The sequence below is a fragment of the Streptomyces sp. RLA123 genome (assembly GCF_056270165.1).
Genome location: NZ_JBWDOR010000003.1, coordinates 1263609 through 1277093 on the forward strand (window position 1 = coordinate 1263609; position 13485 = coordinate 1277093).

Genomic DNA, 13485 nt, shown 5'->3' on the forward strand with positions numbered 1-13485 from the left:
TGCGGGCATGACGGCGACCGAGAACGAGCAAGGCACGGCAACGGCATGGGAGGGCGTCCCGGGCATCGACCCGGCACGCCTGGAGCTGTGCCTCGACGTCCTCCGGGAGCTGGACGACCTGCCCGTGGACCACCCGGACGCGATCACCGTCCGCAAGGCCACGGCGGGCATCTACCGGACCGTGAAGCAGCGCCGCCGCCAGGAGCGGAGGGCATCCAAGACGGCCAACGACAAGTTCGTCACCGAGGCCACCGCGACCGGCTCGGCGGAGCGGATCGACGACGAGACGCAGGGCCTGCTGCCCTCCTCGTCGGTGCTCGGCGAGATCGCCGGCGTCCTGCAGCGGCCGCGCTCCTGCTACGTGTGCAAGCAGCGCTACGTCGAGGTGGACGCCTTCTACCACCAGCTGTGCCAGTCGTGCGCGGCCTTCAACCGCGCCCGGCGCGACGCCCGCACCGACCTGACCGGCCGGCGCGCGCTGCTGACCGGCGGCCGGGCGAAGATCGGCATGTACATCGCGCTGCGTCTGCTGCGCGACGGCGCCCACACGACGATCACCACACGGTTCCCCGCCGACGCGATCCGCCGCTTCAAGGCGATGCCCGACAGCGACGAGTGGATCAGTCGGCTCAAGGTCGTCGGCATCGACCTGCGCGACCCGGCGCAGGTCGTGGCGCTGGCCGACTCGGTCGCCGCCGAGGGCCCGCTCGACGTCCTGATCAACAACGCGGCGCAGACCGTGCGCCGCTCCCCGCAGGCGTACGCCGAGTTGGTGGCCGCCGAGTCGGCGCCGCTGCCCGCCGGCGAACTGCCCGTCTCCGAGGTCTTCGGCACCTTCGGCAGCGGCGCCCAGCCGGCCCTGCCCGGCCCGCGCCGGGACAGCGCGGCACGTGCCCGGGAGGTCACCGAGCTGGCGCTGGTCAGCGGTTCGGCCTCGCTCGCCCGGATCGAGGCGGGTACCGCGATCGATGCCGGCGGCCTGGTCCCCGACCTGGACGCGGAGAACAGCTGGAGCCGCGCGGTCGGCGAGGTCGACCCGGTCGAGATGCTCGAAGTGCAGCTGTGCAACGAGACCGCCCCGTTCATCCTGGTCAGCCGGTTGCGCCCGGCCATGGCCGCCTCCCCCGCGCGCCGCACCTACGTGGTGAACGTCTCCGCCATGGAGGGCAAGTTCAGCCGCGGCTACAAGGGCCCCGGCCACCCGCACACCAACATGGCCAAGGCGTCCCTGAACATGCTGACCCGCACCAGCGCGCGGGAGATGCTGGAGACCGACGGCATCCTGATGACCAGCGTCGACACCGGCTGGATCACCGACGAGCGGCCGCACCCGGAGAAGTCCCGGCTCGCCGACGAGGGCTTCCACGCCCCGCTCGACCTCATCGACGGCGCGGCCCGGGTCTACGACCCCGTCGTCCGCGGCGAACTGGGCGAGGACCTGCACGGGGTCTTCCTCAAGGACTACGCGCCGACCGACTGGTGAGGCCGCGCGGCCGGGCGGGACGGGCCGCGCGCGACTACGATCGACGGTGTGGCTGAGCGCCGACTCGCGCCGTCCGCGCCCGAACTCGTGCTGGAGACCGCCGGGGACACCCTGGTCCTGGTCCCGGGCAGGATCTACCGCGTCGGCCGTGACCCGGACGGCGAGATCGTCCTCGACGACCCCCGTGTCTCGTGGCATCACGCCGTCCTTCGCACGGTCGCGGGGCAGTGGGTCCTGGAGGACGCCGGGAGCACCAACGGCACGTTCGCGGACGGCAGGAACGTCCGCCAGTGGGGTGTGGGCGCGGGCAGCGTCGTCCGTTTCGGCCATCCGCTGACCGGCCCGTGGGCCCGGCTGACCCGGGCCTCGGCCACACCGGTCTACCGGCCGCCCCCGATCGCCTCGCCACTGGCGACCGGCACCTTCCGGCAGCCGACGTCGGTGCGGCCGCTGCCCGACGACACGATCCACATCGGGCGCGCGGCCGACAACGACCTGGTCGTCGAGGACCTGCTGGTCTCCCAGCACCACGCGGAACTGCGGGCGCTGGCCGGCGGCGGCTACGAGATCGTCGACCTGCACAGCCACAACGGCACCTATCTGGACGGTCAGCCCGTGGAGCGGGCGACGGTGCACCAGGGCGACATCATCGACGTCGGCCACACGGTCTTCCGGCTGGTCGGCGACAAGCTCCAGCAGTTCACCGACACCGGCGAGGTGTCGCTGTGTGTCCGCGACCTGTCGGTGACGGTGGACGGCGGCAGCAAGACCCTGCTGGACGACATCTCCTTTCCCGTCGGCGAGAAGAGCCTGCTCGCCGTGGTGGGCCCCAGCGGTTCCGGCAAGTCGACCCTGCTCAACGCGCTGACCGGGCTGCGCCCGGCGGACCAGGGCACGGTGCTGTACGACGGCCGGGACCTCTACCGCGAGTACGCCGATCTGCGCCAGCGCATCGGCCTCGTGCCGCAGGACGACATCCTGCACCTCCAACTCCCCGTCCGCCGGGCCTTGTTGTACGCCGCCGAGCTGCGCTTCCCCGGTGACACCGCGAGGGCGGAACGAGAGGCCCGGGTCGATGAGGTGATCGCCGAACTCGGGTTGCAGGCCCGCGCCGACCAGCCCGTCCACACCCTTTCCGGCGGCCAGCGCAAGCGCGTGAGCGTGGCGCTGGAACTGCTGACGAAGCCGTCCCTGCTCTTCCTCGACGAGCCCACCTCGGGGCTGGACCCGGGCATGGACCGCTCGGTGATGACGATGCTGCGCGGGCTCGCCGACGACGGCCGCACGGTGGTCGTGGTGACCCACAGCGTGCTCAGCCTGGAGGTCTGCGACCGGCTGCTGGTCATGGCGCCGGGCGGGCGCATGGCGTACTACGGGCCGCCGGACGAGACGCTGCCGTTCTTCGGCTTCCGGCAGTGGCCGGAGGCCTTCGAGGCGTTCGAGAACGAGCGGCGGCGGGACTGGGCCGGCCAGTACGAATCCTCCACGCTGCACGACGAGTACATCAGCGACGCGATGGACCAGATGGAGTCGCCCGGCCCCACCCCGCGCCCGGCGCTGACACCGCCCAAGCCCCAGCGCTGGGGCGGCCAGTGGTGGACGCTGGTACGCCGCTACACCGCGTCCCTGGCGGCCGACCGCACGTTCCTGGTGATCATGGTCGCGCTGCCGTTCGTCATGGGGGGCATGGCGCGCGCCCTGGCCGGGGGCGCGCTGACGCAGCAGAACACGATCAATGTGCTGCTGATCCTCTGCGTCGGCTCGGTGCTGACGGGCGCCGCCAACGCGGTGCGCGAACTGGTCAAGGAGCGGGTGATCTACCGTCGGGAACGTGCGGTCGGCCTGTCCCGGTCGGCCTACCTCTGCTCCAAGATCGCGGTGTTGGGCACGATCACGGTCGTCCAGGCGGTCGTCCTGACGATGGTCGCGCTCGTCGGGGTCCGGCTGAGACCCGGCGGCGGCAGCGGGGTCCTCACCAGCGCGCTGCTGGAGATCACCCTGGCCGCGGCGCTGCTGGCCTTCACCTCGATGATGCTCGGGCTGGTGGTCTCGGCGGTGGTGCGCAAGGAGGAGGTGACCATGCCGCTGCTGGTGCTCGTCGCCCTCGTGCAGGTCGTCTTCTGCGGCGCGCTGCTGAAACTGCACGGGGTGCCGGGGCTGGAGCAGTTCGCCTGGCTGGTGCCGGCGCGCTGGGCCCTGGCCGCGATGGCGGCCACTCTCGATCTGGGCGCCCTGGCACCGGGACGGATCACCTCCGACCCGCTGTTCCGGCCCGAGCCCTGGGTGTGGGCGCTGGACATGGGCGCGATGGCGGCCCTGTCGGCCGTCATGGCGTACATCGTGGCGTGTCTGTTGCGGCGGCAGGAGCCGGCCGTCATGCGGAGGTAGGCCCGTCACCCCGACGGCTGAGTCCCCCCGGAGGTGCCGTCCCGCCCGGCCCGGCGGCGGCGCGGCCGGGCGGCGAGACTGCCGAGGAGGCCGGTGACGGCGCCCCAGGCCGCGGCGAGGCCGACCGCTGCAGGAAGGTCGGGGACGAGGACGACGGAGCCGCCGAGGCCACCGGTGTCCGAGGGGTCGCCGATACCGAAGAGGGAGAGGCCGTAGTGGGCGTCGATCCAGGTGAGGAGGCCGATCAGCAGCATGGCGGCCGCGGCGGCCAGCGCCAGGCGGACGGCATTGCGGACGTGACCGGCGCCCGGCGGGGCGCGGCGGGCCGTGGCCCATCCGGCGGCGAGCATGGCGACGGCGGCGGCCACGAGGAGCCACCAGGCACGGCCGTCCTGCCGGGCGAGGGAGGCGAGGTCGAGGGTGACGTCGCCGTCGCCGCCGGTGCGCAGGACCCGCGCGAGCGGCTCGGGCACCGGTAGTCCGAGTGCGCCCTTCACATGACCGTGCCAGGTGGCGCCCAGGCCCAGGCCGAAGGCGAGCCACGCGAGGTTCGGCAATCCGAGGAAGACGACGGCGAGGGTGTCGCCGGCGTCCGTCCGGGTGTCGGCCGTGACCAGAGCGGCGATCCCCGCCGCGACGACGTACGCCAGCAGCACCGCGACCATCGCGCGGGCGGCGGGCCGCACCGTGGCGTGCGGCGGCTCGAGCCGGGGCGCCAGTGGGACCCGCCGGGACACGGCGAGCGCGAGCAGGAGGACGACGAGCAGCCAGAGCAGGCCCAGGCCCACGGTGGTGCCGACCAGGGCGTGGAAGCCGACGGTCGGGGTGGTGCCCAGCAACTGGGCGATCTCGTCGAGGTACTCGTTGCCGGCGGTGAGGGTGAAGCTGTGCCGGGCGCCGAAGGCGATCAGCAGGAGGGCGACGACCCACAGCAGGGCGGTCCGCAGGACGATGCGCAGCAGGTGGCCGCCCGACAGCACGGCGTGGAACCGCAGGGGCCGCAGGAACGCGTAGGCCGTCACCAGCGCCCCGGCCAGCGCCACGGACAGCGGGACGGCGGTGATGCCCGCCTGGGTCTCGGCGATGAAGCCCGCGCCGCCGTCCAGGGCGACCCGTCCGCCGACCGCCATGACCACGGTCGCCGCTATGACGGGGACGAAGGCGCCCTGCGGCAGTTCCGAGGCCCCGGCGAGCCACAGCCCGAGGGCGGCGACGACCAGCATGACGGCGAAACCGGCGACGACGACGCCCAGGGCGTACAGCCAGCCCCGCGCCGGCCCGAGGACGGGACGGGAGACGGGGGGCTCATGGCGGCTCACGCTGTCAGGCTATGCAGCCCAGGCGCGGCCCGCCCGTCCGGAATATCGCTCTTGACGGCCCCTGGCGCCCCTCCTGCCGCGCCGCCGGCGAACGGCGGCGCCCCGCCCGGGACTTCGCGGACGAGGCCGCCAAGGGGCACCGGCCCGGTATCGCGGCACCGCCGCGCGGGCCGGCCGGCGCCCTCAGGGCCCCGGCGCGGACCGCCGGCACGCGCTCAGGAATGCTCCTGCAGACGGGGCCCGTAGAGGTCGACCATCCGGGCGCGCGCGGCGCCCAGCCGTTGCGCGATGGTCTGCGCGGCGGCGAGCACGACGGCCTGCCCGAGCACCGGGTCGTCCTTGAACAGTTCGCGGACCTCGGCCGCGACGAACTCGTACGCGCCCACCGTGCCCAGCGCGTGCGCGGCGAGCTGCCAGCGGTAGGGCGGGAACATCCAGGACCAGCCGACCAGTTCGCCGGGGCCGAGGGTGTCCACGGAGACCGGGCCGCGGCCGGGCACGTCCATGTCGAGGGAGACGGCGCCGGACTCCACGACCCAGAAGCGGTCGGCGAACCTGCCCTCGTCGAAGATCCGCCAGCTCTGCGGGAAGCTCACCCGCTTGGCGTGCTCCAGGAAGACCCTGCGGTGGTGCAGCGGCAATGAGTCCAGCATGGTCACCGTACTGCTCATGAACGTCCTCCCGTGCCGTCCGAGCCCTTGACCTCAGAGTACGGTCACGCGCCGGGCGTCGCAGGAAGGTGGCCGGAGAACCAGTCACGCGCCAGGTGTGCGACCTCGTCGAGTGCGCCGGGTTCCTCGAACAGGTGCGTGGCTCCCGGTACCACGTGCAGCAGGCTGGGGCAGGTGAGCTCCGCCTGCGCGCGTCGGTTCAGCTCCAGAACGATGTCGTCCCGGCCGCCCACGATCAGCAGGGTGGGCGCGCGCACCGTACGGAGCCCGGGTCCGGCGAGATCGGGCCGACCGCCGCGGGAGACCACGGAGGAGACCTCCGCCCCGGGGTCGGCGGCGGCCCGCAGCGCGGCGGCGGCGCCGGTGCTCGCGCCGAAGTAGGCGACCGGCAGGTTCTCCCGGCGGGCCCAGCGGGTGACGCCGGCGAGGCGGCCGGCCAGCAGCTCCACGTCGAAGACGTTGGCCCGGTCGGTCTCCTCCGCGGGGGTCAGCAGGTCGAACAGGAGCGTGCCGAGGCCGGCCTGGTTCAGCGCGGCGGCCACGGCACGGTTGCGCGGGCTGCGGCGGCCGCTGCCCGTTCCGTGGGCGAAGACCACCACGGCACGGGCGTCGGCGGGCATCGTGAGCGTGCCGGCCAGCCGCGCCCCGGCCGTCTCCACCTCGACGTCGGTGGTCCGGGGGCTTCTGGCCACGGCCTGCTTGAGCAGTCCTGAGACCTCGTCGTCGGCGGTCTGCGAGAAGTCGTGGTACCACTCCCCCACCGCGAAGAACACGGCCGGCACCGACAGGCACACCACGTCGTCGGCCGCGGCCCGCAGTGCGGGCATCGCCTGCGGCGCGGCGACCGGCACGGCCAGCACGACGCGTGCGGCGCCCCGGGCGCGGGCCACCGCGCAGGCGGCCAGCGCGGTGGAGCCCGTCGCGACGCCGTCGTCCACGACGACGACCGTGCGGCCGGCCAGTTCGGTGCTCGGCCGCCCGTCGCGGAAGCGGTGCGCCTGCCGGGACAGCTCGGCCTCCTCGTGCCTCTCGACGGTGTCGATGTCGTCCGGGGAGACATGGCTCATCTGCACGATGTCGTCGCTGAGCACCCGGGCACCGCCTTCGCCGATGGCGCCGAAGCCGAGTTCCCGGTGGTGGGGGACGCCGAGTTTGCGGACGACGATGACGTCGAGTGGCGCGTGCAGGGCCTGGGCCACCTCGTAGGCGACGACGACGCCGCCGCGTGGCAGGCCGAGCACGACCGGGTTGTGGTCCTCCAGATGCCGCAGCCGCCCGGCCAGCTGCCGTCCGGCATCCGCGCGATCTGTGAAGTGCATGGTTCACCCCCGCGAGCGGGACATGCGGGACTTCTTACGGCCTACCCTGAATAGTGTCCAGCAAGCAAACGGCAGGGACCGCGCGATGCCCGTGCTCGTCGGAACGTCCGGGTGGCAGTACAAGGACTGGCGAGAGGTCCTGTATCCGCCGGAGGTGCCGCAGCGGCTGTGGCTGGAGGAGTACACCAGGCACTTCCCTACGGTGGAGAGCAACAACGCCTTCTACCGCCTGCCGTCGCGGGAGACCTTCGCGGCGTGGCGCGAGCACACCCCCGACGGGTTCGTCGTGGCGGTCAAGGCCAGCCGGTACCTGACGCACATGAAGCGGCTGCGCGACCCCGAGGAGCCGGTGCGGCGGCTGCTGACGCACGCCGAGGGGCTGGGCGACCGGCTGGGTCCCGTGCTGCTCCAGCTCCCGCCGAACCTGCGCGCGGACGTGCGGGTGCTCGACGGGTGCCTGCGCTGCTTCCCGCGCGAGGTGCGGGTGGCACTCGAACCGCGCCACCCCTCGTGGTGGACGCCGGAGGTCAGGGCCCTGCTCGAGCGGCGCGGCGTCGCCCTGTGCTGGGCCGACCGGCGGGCACGCCCGGCAACGCCGCTGTGGCGCACGGCGGACTGGGGCTACGTGCGGTTCCATGAGGGCATCGCCCGCCCGTGGCCGCGGTACGGGGCGCGGGCGCTCACCACCTGGGCCCACCGCATCGCGGACACCTGGCCGGAGGACTCCGACGTGTTTGTCTACTTCAACAACGACCCGGGCGGCGCGGCGGTCCTGGACGCCGACGCCTTCACCGCGGCGGTCTCCGGGGTGAAGCCGTCGTGATCCGGCGCAGTGTGGTCGTCTCCGGTGACGTACAGGGCGTGTTCTTCCGCGACACCTGCCGGCGGACGGCGCTGGAGGAGGGCGTGAGCGGCTGGGTCCGCAACCTGGCCGACGGCACGGTGGAATCGGTCTTCGAGGGCCCCGCCGAGGCGGTCGGACGGATGGTGGAGTGGGCCCACCAGGGCTCTCCCCTGGCGATCGTGGACCGGGTCCACGTCCACGAGGAGGAGCCCGAGGGCCTCACGGGTTTCGAGATCCGTCCGACTCCGTGGCGCGGCTGAGCAGCAGCGACCGGCTGTGCTCGTCGGCCCAGAGGGAGTGCGGTTCCACGTGGGGGCGGAGCAGACCGGTGAGCGCGGCGTCGGCGCGGCCGTTGAGGGCGTCGGAGGCGATCTTGCGCGCCACACCGGCGAGGAAGTCCGCGAGCTGCACCCGCGGGTCGGAGCGGGACTCGACGAGCGTGAGCGACGCGAGCCGGGACGGCGGCGGCAGGATCGCCTCCAGGCGGCGGACGCGTTCGGCGGTGAGCGTGTTCTGCCGGTCGTGCACGACGGAGACGGGGTGTCCGTCCCGGCCGAAGTGGGCGATGGTGCGGGCCAGGGACGGGAGCAGCGGGTCCAGGTCCGGCAAGGGCGGCGGCCCATCGAGGACGCGGGCCCTGAACGCCTCGGCGCGGGGCCGGGTGTGCCGCAGGCGCGCGGCGAGAGCGGTGCCGTGCAGGACGTCGAGCGTGCGGAAGAAGGCGTCGACGGGCGCCGGTCCGGCCTCCCGGTTGCGGGTGCGGACGAGGTCGTTGGCCGACTCCAGGAAGACGCGCCACTGCGGGGCCGTCAGGGCGCTCCGGCCCTCGCGGTAGAGCGGCGCGGCCTCGGACCGGTCGTCGAGCAGCACGTCGGCGACGCGGCGCACGACGAAGAACGCCTTGTCGGTGAGGTGGACACGGGCGTCGGCCGGGAGCGGCCCTGACGGTCCGAGGAACCACTCCAGGACCGGCCGGTGCTTCTCGCGGAGCAGATGGTTGGCCTTGTACTCCTGGGCAGGGGAGCGGATCCGGTCGCGCATCTCGCGCAGGCAGGCGTGTGCCACGGCGGGGTCCAGCCGTACGCCCGCGTGGGCGAACACGTCGGTGTTGCCGCCGATGAGGTTCTCGCCGTCCGATCCGGACTCGTCGCAGGCGATCTCCAGGACGGGACCCGTCGTCACCGCGTCCTCCCTGGTCTTCCGGTGGTGCCCTTCCGGGCCATCCTCGGCCATCCGGGCGGCGGGCTCCAGGGGATTTCCCGCGCGGCGGACGCGGTGCGGTCGCCGCCGGCCGTCGGTACTTCTCCCCAGCCGCAGCCCGGCGCCGGACGTCCGGATCCGGGCGGGAAGATCGGACATCCTCCCGATGCCCGCGGGTGCCCGTCCCTGTCAGCATCGACAGGGCACGCGAACACGATCAGCACCCGCGCGAGGCAAACGAGGCACCCCACCCCATGAATCACCGTACGCAGTGGGCGACATGACCCTGCCCCGGTTCACCGACGCCGACGCCTACGCGCTCCGTGCGGGAAGGATGTTCGACGGCTTCACGCTGTCCGGCGCGGTGACCGTGCACGTCCGGCGCGGCCGGATCGTCGCCGTGGACCGGACGGGCTCGCTCCCGCCGCCCGGCGTGCCGCTGGTCGACCTGGGCGACGACGCGTGCCTCCTGCCCGGCCTGGTCGACGTGCGCACCCATCTGGCGTTCGACGCGGGGCCCGACCCCGTGGGCTCGCTCGTCGCGGCGGACGACGGGCGGCTGCTCGCGCGCATGCGCGTCGCGGCCCGCACGGCGCTGCAGGCCGGGATCACCACGGTCAGGGACTCGGGAGATCGCGGCTTCCTCGCCCTGGCCCTCGCCGCCGAAACCGCCGCCGATCCGAGCCGCGGCCCCGAGATCCTCGCCGCGGGCCCGCCGATCACCACACCCGGGGGGCACGCTCATTTCCTGGGCGGCGAGGCGGTGGGTACGCGCGCGCTGGTCGACGCGGTGCGAGAGCGTCATGCGCGGGGCTGCTCCCTGGTGACGGTCATGGCCAGCGGCGACGCCCGCACGCCCGGCTCGGACCCGTCCCGTGCGCAGTACACGCGCGACGAACTGCGAACCGTGGTCGACGAGGCCCATCGCCTCGGCCTCCCGGTGGCGGCGCACGCCCACGCCACGGTGGCGATCGCGGACGCGCTGGCCGCGGGAGTGGACAGTCTGGAGCACGCGTCGTTCCTGGGCGGCCACGGGGCGGTCGAGGAACTGAGGCTGCAGGCCCTCGTCGCGGGGAGCGGGACGTTCGTCGGCATGACGCCGGTCCGGGCGGCGGGGGTGCACGCCGACGGCGTCCACGCCGCGTACCGGGCGCTGGCCCGGCTCGGCGCCCGGATCGCCGTGGGGTCGGACGGGGGTGCGGCGTCCGCCCGGCCGCACGACACGCTGCCGTGCGGCGCGCTGGAACTGACGGCACTCGGTATGTCCCCGCTGGAGGTTCTCATGGCCGTCACCAGCCAGGCGGCGGCCATGTGCGGGGCCGAGGGCCGCAAGGGGCGCATCCGGGCCGGCGCCGACGCCGACTTCCTCGTGATCGGCGGTGACCCCCTCACCGGGCTCACCGGGCTCGCCGCGCTCCGGGACGTACGCGCCGTCTTCCGCGCGGGCGTCCGGATCCGCTGACGCCGGACCCCGGGGCTGCCCTAACCGTGGCTGCCCAGGCTGTCGCGGTCGACCGGCGGGAGGTAGTCGCGCACCAGGGTGCGCTCCCACCAGGCGCCGGTGGTGCGCAGGGTGTGCCAGTCGGTGAAGCGGTAGTGGTAGAGGCGGGCCCGCACGTGCGTGGGCGGCGTGTGCGGGAACGGGTTGCTGCGCAGCAGCCGCAGGGTGACGGGGTCGTTGTCGAGGAGCTTGCCGACGAACGGCAGGAACCAGGGCCAGGCGTAGGAGGAGGAGATGCCCGCGAACCACATGAGCCAGTCCAGGCGCAGGTGGAACGGGGCGAACTGGCGGGGCATCCGGCGGAGGTCGGTGGGTTTGCCCTTGAAGCCGTACTCCTTCCAGACGGTGCCGGGTCCGAGTTCCGCGGCGTCGGTGCCCTCGACGACGACCTCCATGCGGACGCGGTTGACGCTGCCGAAGGCACCGTAGGAGTTCACCAGGTGCAGCCGGTTGAAGGAGACGTTCATCATCTGGCCGCGCGAGACCAGGTTGCGGGCGGGCCACCAGCTGAGCAGGACGACCAGCACGGTGGCGGCCAGCACCAGGCCCTCGTACCACCCGGGCGCCGGGACGCCGGCGCGCGCCGGGGGCGCGGCGAGGAGGGAGCCGTCGAACGCGGAGACGGCGAGCACGATCGTGAGCCAGTTCAGCCAGGCGAAGTTGCCGGACACGACCAGCCAGAGCTGGGTGAGGATGACGATCGCGGCGGCGGCGCTCGCGACCGGCTGCGGTGTGAACAGCGCTACCGGGACGACAAGTTGCGCGAAGTGGTTGGCCGCCGTCTCCACGCGGTGGACCGGCCGGGGCAGCCGGTGGAAGAACCAGCTGAGCGGGCCGGGCATGGGCTGTGTCTCGTGGTGGTAGTCCAGGCAGGTCAGGTCGCGCCAGCACGCGTCGCCGCGCATCTTGATCAGACCCGCGCCGAACTCGACGCGGAAGAGCAGCCAGCGCATCAGCCACAGGACCAGCACGGGGGGCCCGGTGTCGTCGTTGCCGAGGAAGACCGCGAGGAAGCCCGCCTCCAGCAGCAGGGACTCCCAGCCGAACGCGTACCAGGTCTGGCCGACGTTGACGATGGACAGGTAGAGCAGCCACAGCACGGTCCACAGCAGCATCGCCGCCCAGAGCGGCACGAGGTCGCCCGCCCCGGCGGCGACGGCGGCGGACAGCGCGGCGCCGCCCCAGGCGACGGAGGCGAAGAGGCGGTCGGAATAGCGCCAGTGGAAGAGGCTGGGCGCCCGTGAGAAGGGAACCCGGGCGGTGAACCGGGGCACGGGCAGCAGCCCGCGCTCGCCGATGAGGGCGCGGAACTGGTGCGCGGCGCCCGCGAAGGCGACGAAGTACAGCACGGCCAAGCCGCGCTGGATGACGACGCGGCTCAGCCAGTACTCGGGAGCCGTGAACCACTCCATGGCGCTCCCGGCCGGTCAGGGGTGATCGCTGATCAGCGACAGCAGCCCGCCCTCGGGATCGCGGATGCCGGCGACGCGCCCGTAGGCGCTGTCGATGGGCTCGCCGGTGATCTCGGCGCCCAGCTCCTTGGCATGCATGACGGCCGCGTCGACGTCGTCGACGGCGAAGAAGACATGCCATCGCGGCCGCACCTTCGGGTCGGCCGCGGCCTCCACCCCGCCGCCGCGGATGCCCGCCACGCTGTGTCCGTCCACGTACAGCACCACGCGGTCGTTCTCCCACTCCACGACGTAGCGGGGACCGCGCCGGTCCCAGTGGAAGACCTCCCCGTAAAAGAGGGCGGCCGCGAAGGAATCCCGGGTGCGCAGCTCGATCCAGGTGGGCGCCCCGTGCATCCGCAGCTTGCGCGGCGGGCCCTGTTCGCCTTCCCAGATACCGAAGGCCGCACCCATGGAGTCGGCGACGAGCGCCAGGCGCCCGGCGTCGAAGTCCAGCGGGCCGACGGCGACCGTGCCGCCCCGCTCGCGGATGTCGGAGGCGGTCGCGTCCGCGCTCTCCACGCCGAAGTAGGTCGTCCATGCGACGGAGGTCTCCCAGTCGCGGGCTATGGCACCGATGCCCGCGACCTCGGTGCCGTCGATCATGGCCCGTTCGTACCGTCCCCAGCGCGACGGACCCGGTTCGAAGGTCCACCCGAGCAGCGGTCCGTAGAACGCCTTCGCCACGTCCAGGTCGCGCGCCATCAGACTGACCCAGCAGGGTGCGCCGGCCACGCAGCAGATCTTCGTGGTGGACACGTCCTGGCCTCCTTGATCCTCGCCCGTTCCAAGGATGGGGGCAGCGGGTCAGGTGGGCATCTTCGACGGGTCCGCCGTACGCAGGGGACCACGCGGGCGGCTCAGTGCCCGAACAGGTGCATGCGACTGCGGCGCGAGGGGACCGTGGCGGTGGTCTTCCCGGTGGTTGTGGTGGTGCCGGCGTCGGCGGTCCCGGCGTCCGTGGTGCCGTCCGGGGTCGCGGCGGCGGCCTCGTGCGCCCGTGCGCGACGGCGCAGGGCGCGCAGTTCCGCATGGCGGCTGCGCGAGCGTCCGGCGCCCGCCATCGCCATCCCCGCGGCCAGGCAGAACACCAGGCCGAGGGCGATGCCGGCGAGGAAGACGCCGAGGGTGTTGAGGGTGGCGATGTCGGTTCCGAACATCGTCACCGTGTAGTCGGGCCCTCCGGAGAGGTTGTCCGAGATCAGGAGCCCGGTGAAGGCGGCTGTCGCGCCCATGAGCAGAAGTCCCAGCAGCAGCATCGTGCTCTCCTCGATGTCCTGGCCGTGGTTCTCGTCCGTTGCCCCTCGCC

At 73.3% G+C, this 13485-nt stretch carries 12 protein-coding genes; 5 read left to right on the forward strand and 7 right to left on the reverse strand.

Translation table 11 applies throughout. The annotated features are described in order from the left end of the window. Window positions 1-7: 7 nt before the first annotated feature. Window positions 8-1483, forward strand: coding sequence for an SDR family NAD(P)-dependent oxidoreductase (locus RV983_RS05855; protein WP_475984699.1), 1476 nt, complete (start codon window positions 8-10; stop codon window positions 1481-1483). A 48-nt stretch (window positions 1484-1531) separates the two neighbouring features. Then, window positions 1532-3871, forward strand: coding sequence for an FHA domain-containing protein (locus RV983_RS05860; RefSeq protein ID WP_475984700.1), 2340 nt, complete (start codon window positions 1532-1534; stop codon window positions 3869-3871). A gap of 5 nt (window positions 3872-3876) precedes the next feature. Here RV983_RS05860 and RV983_RS05865 read toward each other — a convergent pair whose 3' ends face one another. The 3 genes from RV983_RS05865 to RV983_RS05875 form a co-directional block, all read right to left on the reverse strand. After that, the gene (locus tag RV983_RS05865; RefSeq protein WP_475984701.1) at window positions 3877-5190 is read right to left on the reverse strand and encodes a streptophobe family protein; all 1314 of its coding nucleotides are present in this window, start codon (window positions 5188-5190) and stop codon (window positions 3877-3879) included. A gap of 215 nt (window positions 5191-5405) precedes the next feature. Next, window positions 5406-5861: a Crp/Fnr family transcriptional regulator gene (locus RV983_RS05870; protein WP_475984702.1), complete on the reverse strand. Its 456-nt coding sequence runs from the start codon at window positions 5859-5861 to the stop codon at window positions 5406-5408. A gap of 44 nt (window positions 5862-5905) precedes the next feature. Then, window positions 5906-7180, reverse strand: coding sequence for an alpha/beta family hydrolase (locus RV983_RS05875; protein ID WP_475984703.1), 1275 nt, complete (start codon window positions 7178-7180; stop codon window positions 5906-5908). 85 nt (window positions 7181-7265) lie between these two features. On the opposite strand from RV983_RS05875, the gene RV983_RS05880 reads away from it, so the two are divergent. After that, on the forward strand, window positions 7266-8003 hold the full coding sequence (locus tag RV983_RS05880) for a DUF72 domain-containing protein (RefSeq protein ID WP_475984704.1): 738 nt from the start codon (window positions 7266-7268) through the stop codon (window positions 8001-8003). Then, a complete protein-coding gene (locus RV983_RS05885) occupies window positions 8000-8284 on the forward strand; it encodes an acylphosphatase (protein ID WP_475984705.1) in 285 nt (94 codons plus the stop codon). The genes RV983_RS05880 and RV983_RS05885 overlap by 4 nt, the downstream gene beginning before the upstream one ends. Here RV983_RS05885 and RV983_RS05890 read toward each other — a convergent pair. Beyond that, window positions 8244-9206 carry a DUF3800 domain-containing protein gene (locus tag RV983_RS05890; RefSeq protein WP_475984706.1) on the reverse strand — a complete coding sequence of 321 codons (963 nt, stop codon included), beginning with the start codon at window positions 9204-9206 and terminating at the stop codon, window positions 8244-8246. The two genes, RV983_RS05885 and RV983_RS05890, sit on opposite strands and share 41 nt — an antisense overlap. Before the next feature lie 298 nt (window positions 9207-9504). On the opposite strand from RV983_RS05890, the gene RV983_RS05895 reads away from it, so the two are divergent. Continuing rightward, window positions 9505-10686 carry an amidohydrolase family protein gene (locus RV983_RS05895; RefSeq protein WP_475984707.1) on the forward strand — a complete coding sequence of 394 codons (1182 nt, stop codon included), beginning with the start codon at window positions 9505-9507 and terminating at the stop codon, window positions 10684-10686. Window positions 10687-10706: 20 nt separating this feature from the next. Here the strand turns inward: RV983_RS05895 and RV983_RS05900 are convergent, their stop codons facing one another. The 3 genes from RV983_RS05900 to RV983_RS05910 form a co-directional block, all read right to left on the reverse strand. Further along, complete coding sequence (locus RV983_RS05900) at window positions 10707-12137, reverse strand: lipase maturation factor family protein (protein ID WP_475984708.1); 1431 nt, start codon at window positions 12135-12137, stop codon at window positions 10707-10709. Window positions 12138-12152: 15 nt separating this feature from the next. After that, a complete protein-coding gene (locus RV983_RS05905) occupies window positions 12153-12935 on the reverse strand; it encodes a VOC family protein (RefSeq protein WP_475984709.1) in 783 nt (260 codons plus the stop codon). Window positions 12936-13036: 101 nt separating this feature from the next. After that, on the reverse strand, window positions 13037-13435 hold the full coding sequence (locus tag RV983_RS05910) for a hypothetical protein (RefSeq protein ID WP_475984710.1): 399 nt from the start codon (window positions 13433-13435) through the stop codon (window positions 13037-13039). Window positions 13436-13485 lie beyond the last annotated feature (50 nt).

Excerpts from the sequence above, each read along its gene's own strand:
- RV983_RS05855 (WP_475984699.1), top strand. The coding sequence starts at position 8 with ATGACGGCGACCGAGAACGAGCAAGGCACGGCAACGGCATGGGAGGGC.
- RV983_RS05870 (WP_475984702.1), bottom strand. The coding sequence starts at position 5,861 with ATGAGCAGTACGGTGACCATGCTGGACTCATTGCCGCTGCACCACCGC.
- RV983_RS05875 (WP_475984703.1), bottom strand. The coding sequence starts at position 7,180 with ATGCACTTCACAGATCGCGCGGATGCCGGACGGCAGCTGGCCGGGCGG.
- RV983_RS05880 (WP_475984704.1), top strand. The coding sequence starts at position 7,266 with ATGCCCGTGCTCGTCGGAACGTCCGGGTGGCAGTACAAGGACTGGCGA.
- RV983_RS05895 (WP_475984707.1), top strand. The coding sequence starts at position 9,505 with ATGACCCTGCCCCGGTTCACCGACGCCGACGCCTACGCGCTCCGTGCG.
- RV983_RS05900 (WP_475984708.1), bottom strand. The coding sequence starts at position 12,137 with ATGGAGTGGTTCACGGCTCCCGAGTACTGGCTGAGCCGCGTCGTCATC.
- RV983_RS05910 (WP_475984710.1), bottom strand. The coding sequence starts at position 13,435 with ATGCTGCTGCTGGGACTTCTGCTCATGGGCGCGACAGCCGCCTTCACC.